This is a genomic window from bacterium, assembly GCA_040753555.1.
Taxonomy (GTDB): domain Bacteria; phylum UBA9089; class UBA9088; order UBA9088; family UBA9088; genus JBFLYE01.
The window spans coordinates 1-12411 of the sequence record JBFMDZ010000059.1 but is presented as its reverse complement, the minus strand read 5'-3'; the positions used below and the strand labels follow the sequence as shown (position 1 = coordinate 12411).

The 12411-nt window shown below is 38.6% G+C and carries 12 protein-coding genes; all 12 read left to right on the top strand.

The window, feature by feature from the left end; translation table 11 throughout:
• The first annotated feature begins 924 nt into the window (after positions 1-924).
• Complete coding sequence (gene ribA, locus AB1630_06440; GenBank protein ID MEW6103437.1) at positions 925-1500, top strand: GTP cyclohydrolase II; 576 nt, start codon at positions 925-927, stop codon at positions 1498-1500.
• A gap of 43 nt (positions 1501-1543) precedes the next feature.
• A complete protein-coding gene (ilvD, locus tag AB1630_06435; protein ID MEW6103436.1) occupies positions 1544-3154 on the top strand; it encodes a dihydroxy-acid dehydratase in 1611 nt (536 codons plus the stop codon).
• A gap of 145 nt (positions 3155-3299) precedes the next feature.
• Complete coding sequence (locus AB1630_06430) at positions 3300-4805, top strand: hypothetical protein (GenBank protein MEW6103435.1); 1506 nt, start codon at positions 3300-3302, stop codon at positions 4803-4805.
• 66 nt (positions 4806-4871) lie between these two features.
• Positions 4872-5879: a hypothetical protein gene (locus AB1630_06425; GenBank protein MEW6103434.1), complete on the top strand. Its 1008-nt coding sequence runs from the start codon at positions 4872-4874 to the stop codon at positions 5877-5879.
• 146 nt (positions 5880-6025) lie between these two features.
• Positions 6026-6460 (top strand): hypothetical protein, encoded by a 435-nt coding sequence (locus tag AB1630_06420; protein ID MEW6103433.1) that lies wholly within the window; start codon positions 6026-6028, stop codon positions 6458-6460.
• The gene (locus AB1630_06415; GenBank protein ID MEW6103432.1) at positions 6450-6890 is read left to right on the top strand and encodes a hypothetical protein; all 441 of its coding nucleotides are present in this window, start codon (positions 6450-6452) and stop codon (positions 6888-6890) included. The genes AB1630_06420 and AB1630_06415 overlap by 11 nt, the downstream gene beginning before the upstream one ends.
• The gene (locus AB1630_06410; GenBank protein ID MEW6103431.1) at positions 6880-10392 is read left to right on the top strand and encodes a carboxypeptidase regulatory-like domain-containing protein; all 3513 of its coding nucleotides are present in this window, start codon (positions 6880-6882) and stop codon (positions 10390-10392) included. The genes AB1630_06415 and AB1630_06410 overlap by 11 nt, the downstream gene beginning before the upstream one ends.
• Entirely contained in the window at positions 10392-11231 is an 840-nt protein-coding gene (locus AB1630_06405) for a hypothetical protein (GenBank protein ID MEW6103430.1), read from the top strand. Before AB1630_06410 ends, AB1630_06405 begins: the two co-directional genes overlap by 1 nt.
• A gap of 31 nt (positions 11232-11262) precedes the next feature.
• Positions 11263-11550 carry an HU family DNA-binding protein gene (locus AB1630_06400; GenBank protein ID MEW6103429.1) on the top strand — a complete coding sequence of 96 codons (288 nt, stop codon included), beginning with the start codon at positions 11263-11265 and terminating at the stop codon, positions 11548-11550.
• On the top strand, positions 11547-11738 hold the full coding sequence (locus AB1630_06395) for a hypothetical protein (GenBank protein MEW6103428.1): 192 nt from the start codon (positions 11547-11549) through the stop codon (positions 11736-11738). Before AB1630_06400 ends, AB1630_06395 begins: the two co-directional genes overlap by 4 nt.
• Positions 11735-12097, top strand: a complete 363-nt coding sequence (locus AB1630_06390) for an NADH-quinone oxidoreductase subunit A (GenBank protein ID MEW6103427.1) — start codon at positions 11735-11737, stop codon at positions 12095-12097. Before AB1630_06395 ends, AB1630_06390 begins: the two co-directional genes overlap by 4 nt.
• The coding region (locus tag AB1630_06385) for a hypothetical protein (GenBank protein MEW6103426.1) at positions 12088-12411 on the top strand (324 nt) is incomplete at its 3' end. The genes AB1630_06390 and AB1630_06385, both read left to right, overlap by 10 nt.

The following is a 12411-nucleotide window of genomic DNA, read 5'->3' as shown; positions in this document are numbered from 1 at the left end:
AAAAAAATTATCATAACCCTGTGTCCGTTTGACGGATTGCCATTGCCCATAAATTACAATTGGTGAACTATTTGACTGCCATTATGAGGATGTTGGTTTGATTATTAATTTTGGAGAAAAGAGGGTTGAAGTAAAGCGAAAGGCGAGGGAATTGTCGGAATATTCATCGTTCTTATAATTTATGATGAACAAGATAAATTTAATCCTGTCAATCCTGTTCATCCTGTCAAAAATAGAACTGAATACCACCAGAACAAAATGCCGAGTTTGTGGCTCGTATGGAAGACATTCTCGATCTTTACTGTTTGCCGTATGATCCGAATATTCCAATGGTCTGCATAGATGAACAGCCACGACAGCTTATCAAGGAAACGCGAAAAACTATTCCGGCAGAACCAGGCAAACCAGCTCGCCAAGACTATGAAAATATGAACGCAATGGTACGGCAAATATATTTATGTTTACCGAGCCGCTCGGTGGATGGCAACATGTGGATGTAACAGAAAAAAAAGAGGTGTAGATTGGGCATATCAAGTTGCCACCTTCTGAACGAACATTATCCTAAAGCAGAGCGCATTCGGCTAGTAATGGATAACCTGAACACGCATAAAATAGGTTCTCTTTATGAAGCCTTTGAGCAGAGGAGGCTCGAAGTTTGGCAAAACGGCTTGAGATTCATCACACACCTAAACATGGAAACTGGTTAAATATTGCAGAGATTGAACTTAAGTGCATTAACGCAACAGTGTCTAAATCGACGGATTCCAGATATTGAGACATTGCGTAACAAAACTAAAACATGGGCATGCAGACGCAACCAAAAACAAAAGGGTATTGATTGGCAATTCACCACAGAGGATGCTCGCATAAAACTTAAGCGTCTGTACCTACAGATTCAATCTTGAAAGGGCAGTAGTAAAAAGAATAACAGAGACAAACCTTCCAACAAAATTTGGAAGCTTCAAGGTTAGTGCCTATTCCTCATTGATAGACAAAGGAATCCACCTTGCATTTGTAAAGGGTGAGGTATCTGGTAAAAAGAATGTCTTAGTAAGGGTCCATTCCCAATGCCTTACAGGTGATATATTCCATTCCTTAAGGTGTGATTGTGGTGAGCAATTAAGAAAGAGCCTTGAAATGCTAGAAAAAGAAAAGGAGGGTGTCCTTTTATATCTCATCCAGGAAGGAAGGGGGATTGGGCTTTTGGATAAGCTTAAAGCATATAGCCTTCAGGATGAAGGTATGGATACCGTAGAAGCAAACAAGGCTTTGGGATTTCCTCCTGATTTAAGGGAGTATGGGACAGGGGCACAGATATTGGTTGACCTTGGGCTTTCAAGCATAAGGCTTCTTACAAACAACCCAAGAAAGATAATTGGTCTTGAAGGGTATGGAATAAAGATAAAGGAGAGAATTCCCATTACAGGAGAGATAAACCCAAAAAATATAAACTACCTTAAGACAAAGAAGGAAAAGCTTGGACATATTTTGGAAGTATAAATTAAGTATTGCAAGAAGATTTAAAAGATACTATAATTTGACAATGCGTTCAGATGTAATGAAAAAGGGGGTAGAGAGGGCACCACATCGCTCATTGTTTAAGGCAATGGGCTATACAGATGTTGAATTACAAAAGCCCATTATTGGCATTTGTAATTCTTGGAATGAGCTTATTCCAGGTCATATCCATTTGAATAAAATTGCAGAGGCAGTAAAGGAGGGGATAAGGATTGTTGGCGGATGCCCTATGGAATTCTCAACCATTGGCATCTGCGATGGAATAGCAATGGGTCATTCTGGGATGAAATATTCCCTTCCATCCCGTGAATTGATTGCAGATTCTGTTGAGGTTATGGCATCTGCATATCCATTTGATGGCCTGGTCTGTATAACAAATTGCGATAAAATAATCCCTGGGATGTTGATGGCGATGTTGAGATTGAATATTCCATCCATTATGATAAGTGGAGGGCCAATGCTTGCAGGATACCTGGATGGAAAACCCATTGACCTTATTACAGTCTTTGAGGGTGTTGCAAAGAAGGAAAATATAGAGGAATTAGAAAACTCTGCCTGCCCTGGCTGTGGCTCTTGTGCAGGAATGTTCACAGCAAATACAATGAATTGCCTAACAGAAGGATTAGGATTAGCCCTTCCTGGCAATGGAACAATCCCTGCTGTTTCATCAAAGAGAATAAGGCTTGCAAAGGAGACAGGGATGAAAATAATGGAGCTTATAGAAAGGGATATAAAACCAAGGGATATTGCAACAAATCCTGCATTTTTAAATGCAATTTCCCTTGATATGGCATTGGGTGGCTCAACAAATACTGTCCTTCACCTTCCTGCCATTGCAAAGGAGGGAGAAATCTCTCTTGACTTAAAGGCATTTGATGAGATAAGCAGAAAAACGCCGAACCTATGCAAAATTTCTCCTGCCAGTAATCAGCATATAGAAGACCTGGATAAGGCAGGAGGGATCCCTGCTGTTTTAAAGGAGCTTTGTAAAAATGCGTTAATTGATGAATCCTGCCTTACTGTCTCGGGAAAGACAATTGGAGAAAACATAAAAGAAGCAAAAAACCTAAACCCAGATGTTATAAGAGAGATTGATAACCCATATTCAAAAGAGGGAGGTATTGCCATCCTCTATGGAAACATAGCACCCAAAGGATGCGTTGTAAAGCAATCTGCGGTTCTTCCTGAAATGCTTGTTCATTCTGGACCCGCAAGGGTATTTGACTCTGAGGAAGATGCACAAAAGGAAATATTGGATGGAAAGATAAAAAAGGGTGATTGTTTAGTTATCCGCTATGAAGGAGCAAAGGGAGGGCCTGGTATGCGTGAGATGCTAGGACCAACATCATCACTTTCTGGAATGGGGCTTGATAAATATTGTGCCTTGATTACAGACGGAAGATTCTCTGGAGGCTCAAAGGGCGCTGCAATTGGTCATATATTACCAGAGGCACAGGATGGAGGGCCAATTGCCATTGTAAAAGAGGGCGATATAATAAAAATAGACATCCCAAATAGAAGGCTTGATGTAGAAATAAGTGATAATGAGATAAAAAATAGACTTAAAGAATGGAAAAAGCCAGATTATAAGATAAAGGAGGGTTATTTATACCGCTATATAACATCTAATTTATAACCATTTTTTGCTTTAATTCTAAAACACATACAAATTCTGTGATTATTTAAGATGAACTTTGAAAACATCATCTTTTTAAAAAAAATTTGACAAATTAAGGATAAATAGTATAAATTTAGTTAAATAATTTAGGAGGAAAAATGAAATGAAGAGAATTTTGTTTGGTTTAATGATTACAGGGGTTGTTTTTGGGCAAGCAGACCATAGGCTTTCTATGAATGGAAACATTGGGTTTGGGATAAGATACATAGACATCAACAAGGATGTTGATGAATACCCAAAGGATTTCTCATATATAATGGAATTATCCTCTGTTGGAAAGCTCGATAAAAATAACATCGCCGGAATTCTAAATTTTAACTATGACAAGCTTAATAAAGCTGATGTTCAGAATGCCTATATTAGCCTTGACCTTCCATCAGGAAAGCTTGAAGGAGGCGATGTTTTATTAGACATTTCTGATTTTACAATGAAAAATAGCACAATCCGTGGAATTAAGGGAGACTGGAAAGATAGGGGGGTGTTGTTTTCTTGTGGTGTATCAAAAGAAAAGATAGAGCCAGGCTCATCTACATCTGGACAATATCGCCAATGGCTTGGATTAGCAAGGGTTTTCTCTTCTTTTAGAAATAACACTTGGGGAATAACATACCTTCAGGCAGAGGATGACCCTGCATCAGTCGGTCTTTCTAATACAAAGCCTATAATGAATAAGGTTTTGCAAGGCGATATTGTTATTCCTTTAGCAAGAGATGCTTCTTTTAAATCAAACCTCGCCTTTTCAGATTATGATAATGACAAGCAAGATAACATAGGCTCGTATAAAGATAAGGCATTTCTTGCAGGATTTTCTCTTAATTTTACCAGGCTTTCCTTTGAAGGAATATACCAATATATTGAGCCAAATTTTTATACAGCTGGAAATACAGGATGTGATGTTAATTGGGAAGGAATTAAACTTAACACAAAATACATTCCATCTGATAAACCTGTTGAATTTAATGTGAATATAAAATCTTACGATGATAACCCAAGTGATAGGGAAGCAAATACAACAAAAACAAGGATTTATGAGATAAAATCAGATATTACACCAAGGCAATTTCCCGATGTATCTATTGATTACAAAAATACGAAGGAAAAAGATAATACAATTTCTCCTTTAAGGATAGCAAATGAGTTTTCTTTCGGCATTTCTTGGGGCATAAAAGATATAGACACATCATTTGATTATAGCAGAAGCTCCTCTGACAATAAAAAAGACAATGAATACGATTCCTTGCTTTCCTCTTATTCTTTAAATGCATCTGGGCCATTAACAAAAAAGGTCTCCTTTTCTTCCTCCATTTCTTTCATCACATCTGAGGCAGGAGCAGGGGCTCAAAAGACAGAGCAGGATTCAAATTTTTATCTTTTATCCGCAAGCTTTTTTCCAACCCAATCTTTAAGGATAACCCCCTCTTATGATTATTCAAAGACAAAGGAAAAAACAAATACAATTTTAGAAGAAAATATCACATCCCTTTCCTTTGATTATTCCCTTTCTGTAAAATATCAGATAAATATGGAATATAAAAATATAGACCATAAAGAAAAGGATAATGATTATAAGGGAAATTCTATTGGAATTAAAATGTCATGCCTTTTTTAAATTTCCCTTTACAATTTAAAATCTAGTAATTTAAAATTTACAATTATGTTTATGGAGGTAAATAGAATGAAGAAATTTTTATTTCTTTTAAGCGTGCTTTCAATGAAAGTATGGGCGGAATTTGGGACACCAACCAATATTACCAATATGGTTGAAATCCTACAAAAGAAGGTAGAAGCTGCTTGGGCAGCTGAGGCAAGGGCTGTAGCCATTGCAGAGGAGGCAAGGATTGCTGAGGCTGAAATGATTGCGGATGCCCTAGCAGCTGAAGAGGCCTTAAAAGAAGCAGAGGCTTTGGCTAGGGTAACTCTGGCAGATAAGGATTATGCAGAAGCAAAGGCAAAATCAGCTGAGGCAGCGGCAAAGGCAGCTCTAGCAGCAGCCGATGCAGCAAAGGCAGCACAAGCATCTGCTTATGCAGCCCTTGAAGATGCAAAGGCTACAGAAGCAAGGGTGCAGGCAGAGCTTAATGTAGCTAAAGAGGAGCTTCTCTTTGTAAAGAAAAAGAGGGAAGAGGCTATTAGGATGGCAAAGGAATTTTATTTGCTAGGACAAAAGGCATTGGCTGATGGAAATGCCATATCTGCTACAGAATTTGGGAAAAGAGCATCTTCCCAGATGCAAATGGCAAATAAGGCAAAGGATGAAGAATTGGCAAAGGAGCTTGCCCTAAAGGAAACAGAAAGGAGGCTTAATGCCGTAATTGAGGGTGTTAAGGCAAATTTAGAGAGGCAAAAGACATCTGTTATTGTTGCAAAGGAGCAAGAATCAAGGGCAATTATGGAGGCAGAGGCAGCAAAGATAGCCGCAAGCAGGGCGCAGGAGACATTTGAAGCATCAAAGGCTACAGAGCTTAAGGTAAAGGCATTGGCAGAGGCAGCGAAAGAGGCATTTAAGTGGACAAAGGCAAAAACAGAGATTACAAAGCAAGCCCAAGCAAAGGCATTAGCTGAAGCAGAGGCAGCAAGATTTGCAGAAGAAGCGGCAAGGCTGGCTGCAAAGCAGGCAGAAGAGGAAAGAAAAGCGGCAGAGGAAATATTAAAAGAGGCAGAAAAGGCGATAAAGGGGTTTTAAACATAAAAAATAGAATATCTTAATATAAGATTGAAAGATTTTGATGTTTAAAAAATATGGTTTTATATACCTTATACCTTGCATAATCTTTGGAGAATATAAAGGAGAATTAAGGGTTCTGTATATACCCTAAATATCAAGATGGAATGAAGGTATATTTTCTGATAGGATTGTGTTTCTTTTTTTTTATTGAAAAGGGATATTCTAGTGAGTTTGAGGAAAAATTAGGCTTTGCTCCATTCTTACAGCTTCATTCAGGAAACCAAGGGGTGTCTGATGCTGACCTATTGCATATGAGCACAAACCCTGCATTCTCATTGAAATCTGATGAAGAAGGCAAGCTTGAAGAAAAGCCTAAAAAAGGAAGGATAATTGGAGCAATTATAGGAGCAGGAATTGGAGCTGGGTTTGGAGAGATGCTTTATCGTACTCCTTGGGGATTGGGGGAGGGTGGTAATGACGATCCTGGACGAATCAGATTTATGCTAGTTCCAACCATTATTGGAGGAGCAATAGGATACATTGTTGGAGAATGTTTTGATAAAAAACCTAAAAAAGGAGGAGAAAAAAATGAAAATTAAAAAGATTTTAGCAGGATTGATTTTGTTATCCTGTGTCAATGGCTATGGAGACGGGAAAGAAGACTTGGCGAAGAAATTTTGCCCTTCCTTACAGCTCCATTCAGGCGACCAAGGGATGTCCAATGCTGACCTGTTACATATGAACACAAACCCTGCATTCTCATTGAAATCTGATGAAGAAGGCAGGCTTGAGGAAAAAAGCAAAAAGGGGAGGATATATGGCACCCTTATTGGCATAGGAATTGGAGGGGGATTAGGGTATATACTTTATTTTGCAGCGGGATTGAGTAATTTAGGTAATGATCCTATTGGTGAACCACCTTCTTCTCTCATAATAATTCCTGCTGTGGTTGGAGGATTTCTTGGTTATAAAGTGGGAAACTATTTTGATAAAAAACCTAAAAAAGGAGGAGAAAAAAATGAAAATTAAAAAGATTTTAGCAGGATTGATTTTGTCATCCTGTGTCAATGGCTATGGAGACTGGAAAGAAGACTTGGCGAAGAAATTTTGCCCATCATTGCAGCTTCATTCAGGCGACCAAGGGGTTTGTCCAAAGCCGGTTGAGATTATAAGCAATGGAAGAAATGATGGCATATCTATGCCTCTAGACCAATTGAGCCTCTATGTTCGTACCTTCCAAGGAAATGAGTTGGTAGGAGATTTTTCTGCTGCTGATCCAAGGTGGGATGTTACTACTACCTATTGGCTACCTAATTTGACTTGTGAGATGTATGAAAGATTATATAAAATAGGAGGAAGGCCTCCTGGTTGTGCATCTGGTGTCTACTTTGTTTTCTTCCACTATGATTTTGGAGGCTCTGGAAGGGACTCACCAGATACCTGGTATCAAGATTGGCATAACCTAAAAGGGCTATATAATGATACAATCTATGCCCATATCTTTCCCGATGGAAATAAGGCAGTTATCCAATATTGGTTCTTCTATCCCTTCAATGACTGGGTGAATAACCATGAGGGAGACTGGGAGCATATAAATGTTGGGGTATCCTCACAAGATCCGAATACTGCAAAGATTGAGTATGTTGACTATTATTTTCATCGCTATGTTAAGAGATGTAGCAACCTCGGGGTTGACTTTTTGGTTGATGATAATACCCATCCCATAGTCTTTGTGGGAGGCCATGGAGATTGGACATTTCCTCCTACTGGAGAAAGAGGGGTTGGCGAAGGTTCGCATGGGAGCTATCCTATATTTGGCTTTTGGGATGATGCGGCAAAAATAATTGGAAATTATTATGCAGATGACTCTCCTGATGGCTCAGGCGAATTCTTAAGCTATAAGACATTTAATTTAAAAACCCTTCCAAACAAAGAAGGGGTAAATGACAAAAGTCTATATTGGATGGTGAGGAATATCCCTTGGGGACATACAAAATGCAAATCCCCTGTAGACTGGGCCAATGAGCTTCTTAAAGATCTGCTTAACAAAAATGTCGGTAATGGACCTCCAAAAGGACCAAACTTTCACGATAGCTGGAACGACACAGGTGATACAGGGTCCAATGAATACGAATGGTACCCCAAAACCCCTCCCTCTAATTCTGGCTATACCATTCCCAAGGTTGGCATAATCACAGGAAGGGTTTTTGATAAACAAACCAATAATCCCTTGGTTGGTGCAACCATAAAGGTAGGAGGAACCTATCGCACCGCAACCACGGATAATGAGGGAAGATATAAGCTTGCCCTTCCAGTGGGAAAATATAAATTGTATGCGAGCAAAAATAGATATGAGGTAAGAAGCAAGGAGGTGGTGGTAAATGAAGGGGGTGAATCCATCCTTGATTTTTCCCTTCTTATGATATATTTTACCTTCCCTGCTTCTAACATATGGATAGAAAGTCAACAGGAATTTGATAGATGGGCATTTATCAATTGCCCTGGTCTTGGTTCTGGGGTTTATTTAAAGGTAAAAAGATATGAGGTAAGGGGAAAAATTACATTTCCCAAGGAGTTTGTAGAAACACCAGAGGTATTGCAGGTTCAAACCAATGGATTATCTGGGGCAAATCCTAATAATGGCTCTACCTGGGCAGATGTAATCTCTGTTTCTAATAAAGAGGCAATTGTTAGGACATTTGTCTACTATGTGAAATATAATATTGCCGGACAAAGGGTTGATAAATACACGCCCTGTCCTCCTGGTAATGTATGGTTTAATACAACCTTGGAAGGATATAGGGAAAGTCCTGAATTATTCTCAATTTCAGGCACAGTAACCAAGGAATCTAATGGTGCTCCTGTAGAGGTAAAGGCTAGCGCAATTAAGAACAATAAAATCAGAGGTTCTACTACCACCGACAAGAATGGAAGATATAAGATTACTGGGCTTAAAGCCGGTGATTATCTTATGAGAATAGAAAAATATGGAGTAACCCTTCAAACAAAAGAAGTAGGTATAGATTCAGATGTTTCTCTTTCTTTCTTGCTGCCTGACTATATCTATGGAGGGGATAATAGCAGATACATTAGTGTTGCCTCAAGGCATGGAAGTAATTATACCTTTTATCTCTATCCCTCTGATCCAAGGTTTAAGATATATAACTGGGGCTATACAATTCATTATGCCAAGAAGGGAAGGGATGATGGAACCTATATTGACTATGCCAATAATAGATTGGTCATCAAGGTAAGGCTTGATGGAAAATGGTATCGCAAAGCAAAGTATAGGGCAACATATTATGTTTATGGAAGGATTCCTATAAATGAGCCTATCACTATATATGGAGGAAATAATAGCCTAACCCTTAATGAAGTTTCTCCAACATATGAAGTAAGGACATTCTATCTCTATCCCTCTGATCCAAGCTATAAAATATATAAATGGGATTATAGGATTCATAGGGCTTTCCTTTCAGGAAATTATGGAACTTATATTGACGAGGCTAACAATAGATTGGTGATTAAGATTCAACTAAGAGGGTTTACATTTCACTTTTGGTGGTTTAGGTGGACATTTTATGCCCATTATAATGCAACTTACTATGTCTATGGAAGAAAGGATGATTCAAAGGGAGCATTAAGCGTAATTCCAATGAATGTAGTAGAGGAGAAAAAGGACAAACCAAAGCCAAAGGTAGTTCTTCAGAAAGGGCCTGTAAGTATATTAAGTGATGAAATCAAGGTCTCAATTATGCTTAAGGATGTTGAGGATGAAATAACCGAGGCAAGGATAAATGTAGGCTTTTCTCCAGAAAAAATAAGCATAAAGGATATTCAGGCTCCAATCTTTGAGGATGAGGAAAGAACAATGTCTATCCAAGAAGAAGGGACAGAAACCAAAGGTATCTTTCTTCATTCAGAGATTGACAATAACAAAGGAGAGGCAAATATAGAGGTAGCGATTGTTCCCGATGAAGAGATATATTTTGATGTGGCAACAGAATCTACAACCATAGAAAGTAAAGGAATAGAAACATTAGAGGAAGAAGATGAGGAAAATATCGCACCCATTGCCCAGCTCATTATCAAACCAAAGGTCTCTACTCAAGGAATTAGCACAATGTCTTCTGATGAGCTTCTCTCTCTAATTTCCATTGACAAAATAGAGCTTAAGAATTCTGAGGGAAATATTCTAGAAATAGAAAAACCCGAAGCAAAACCCATAATCCCCACAAAGACAGAGCTTTTTCCATCCTTCCCAAATCCAACAAAGGATGGTTGCTGGATTCCCTTTAATCTGGCAAAGGATTCCAATATAGAGATAAATATCTTTAATATCTTGGGACAAAAAATAAGGACAATAAATGTTGGTCAAAGGAACAAAGGCTCCTATACCCAGGCAAAGGAAGGTAGTGCGATATTCTGGGACTTAAAAAATAATTCTGGACAAAATGTATCCAAGGGCTTATACTTCTATAAACTAAAGGCAGATGATTTTTCTGCCATAAAATCAATGGTTGTAAAATAATGGAAAGAGGAAAGCTAGAAAGACAAAGCTCAAGGATGTATTTAGACTATAGATATGGGTTTAAAATCCAACAAAGAAGGATAAAGGTATCTTGGGCAGATGGGACAAAATCAGCTGAGGCAGCGGCAAAGGCAGCATTAGCATCAGCCGATGCAGCAAAGGCAGCACAAGCATCTGCTTATGCAGCCCTTGAGGGTGCAAAGGCTACAGAAGCAAGGGTGCAGGCAGAGCTTAATGTAGCTAAAGAGGAGCTTCTCTTTGTAAAGAAAAAGAGGGAAGAGGCTATTAGGATGGCAAAGGAATTTTATTTGCTAGGACAAAAGGCATTGGCTGATGGAAATGCCATATCTGCTACAGAATTTGGGAAAAGAGCATCTTCCCAGATGCAAATGGCAAATAAGGCAAAGGATGAAGAATTGGCAAAGGAGCTTGCCCTAAAGGAAACAGAAAGGAGGCTTAATGCCGTAATTGAGGGTGTTAAGGCAAATTTAGAGAGGCAAAAGACATCTGTTATTGTTGCAAAGGAGCAAGAATCAAGGGCAATTATGGAGGCAGAGGCAGCAAAGATAGCCGCAAGCAGGGCGCAGGAGACATTTGAAGCATCAAAGGCTACAGAGCTTAAGGTAAAGGCATTGGCAGAGGCAGCGAAAGAGGCATTTAAGTGGACAAAGGCAAAAACAGAGATTACAAAGCAAGCCCAAGCAAAGGCATTAGCTGAAGCAGAGGCAGCAAGATTTGCAGAAGAAGCGGCAAGGCTGGCTGCAAAGCAGGCAGAAGAGGAAAGAAAAGCGGCAGAGGAAATATTAAAAGAGGCAGAAAAGGCGATAAAAGGGTTTTAATAATTTAAAAATTTAGGATTTAGAAATTTATATGAAATTAACAAAGAGGGATTTGGTTATAAAAATAGCAGAGGATACGGATGTTCCTCAAAAAACTATTAAGGATATTATAGAAAACCTTTTTCTCAAAATTTCCGATACCTTATCAAAGGGAGAGAATGTTGAGTTTAGGGGATTTGGGATATTTAAAACAAAGGAAAGGAAGAAAAGGCTGGGAAGAAACCCAAAGACAGGTAAAGCTGTTTCTATTCCAGAAAGAAGGGTTGTAATTTTTAAACCAGGAAATATATTAAAGAAAAAAATTGAAAGCAAAAAATGAGAACAGAAGACCTTTATGACAATCAAAATAAAAGAAATCGCTTCCTCTGTGATGTGTGTGGCTATGAATGGGAGGTAATGCACAAAGAGGATCTTTTAAGGAAAAATTTGTCATTAGAAGACGATATGCTAGAAGACAGTCCAACAAGATGCCCCTCTTGTGGAAATGTATGGGTTTCTGAATTATGAATGCTTATATCTGGATTCTTTTTTTTCTCTTAGTAGGTCTTGTATTTGGAGGAGGGGCTCTTTTTCTAAATTGGTTTTTAAAACCAAAAAGAGAAAGCAAGGAGGGATTTTCTTCCTATGAATGCGGAGAAAAACCTATTGGCTCTGCTTATATCCAATACGACACAAAATATTACCTCTATGGCCTTATATTTCTTATTTTTGATGTAGAGGTTGTTTTTATCCTCCCCTGGGCGTGTATATTCCGCAATTCACAGGTTCCTTCCCTTATCTTGCTTGTTGAAATGCTTATTTTCATCGCTATTCTTTTGATTGGCTTGATATACGCAGGGTTTAAAGGAGCATTGAAATGGGAGTAAAAGAGCTTACAGAGGCATTTAGAAAGGCAATGGTTGATGTCCTGGTGCCAGAGCTAAGGGAGCTTAGGCAGGAAATGAATCTGCGGTTTGAGGAAGTAAATAAAAGGTTTGAGGAAATAAATAAAAGGTTTGAGGAATTATATAGGGAAATGGATAGAAGGTTTATTGAGGTTCATAAGGAGATAAGCCTTGTAAAAGGGGAGATAAGTGCAACAAATAAGGTATTAGAAAGGATGCTGGAGAGATTAGGGCTTGCCGAAAAGGAGATAAGCCTTGTAAAAGGGGAGATAAGTGCAACAAATAAAATCTTGGAG

Excerpts from the sequence above, each read along its gene's own strand:
- ilvD (MEW6103436.1), top strand. The coding sequence starts at position 1,544 with ATGCGTTCAGATGTAATGAAAAAGGGGGTAGAGAGGGCACCACATCGC.
- AB1630_06430 (MEW6103435.1), top strand. The coding sequence starts at position 3,300 with ATGAAGAGAATTTTGTTTGGTTTAATGATTACAGGGGTTGTTTTTGGG.
- AB1630_06425 (MEW6103434.1), top strand. The coding sequence starts at position 4,872 with ATGAAGAAATTTTTATTTCTTTTAAGCGTGCTTTCAATGAAAGTATGG.
- AB1630_06420 (MEW6103433.1), top strand. The coding sequence starts at position 6,026 with ATGAAGGTATATTTTCTGATAGGATTGTGTTTCTTTTTTTTTATTGAA.
- AB1630_06415 (MEW6103432.1), top strand. The coding sequence starts at position 6,450 with ATGAAAATTAAAAAGATTTTAGCAGGATTGATTTTGTTATCCTGTGTC.
- AB1630_06410 (MEW6103431.1), top strand. The coding sequence starts at position 6,880 with ATGAAAATTAAAAAGATTTTAGCAGGATTGATTTTGTCATCCTGTGTC.
- AB1630_06405 (MEW6103430.1), top strand. The coding sequence starts at position 10,392 with ATGGAAAGAGGAAAGCTAGAAAGACAAAGCTCAAGGATGTATTTAGAC.
- AB1630_06400 (MEW6103429.1), top strand. The coding sequence starts at position 11,263 with ATGAAATTAACAAAGAGGGATTTGGTTATAAAAATAGCAGAGGATACG.
- AB1630_06395 (MEW6103428.1), top strand. The coding sequence starts at position 11,547 with ATGAGAACAGAAGACCTTTATGACAATCAAAATAAAAGAAATCGCTTC.
- AB1630_06390 (MEW6103427.1), top strand. The coding sequence starts at position 11,735 with ATGAATGCTTATATCTGGATTCTTTTTTTTCTCTTAGTAGGTCTTGTA.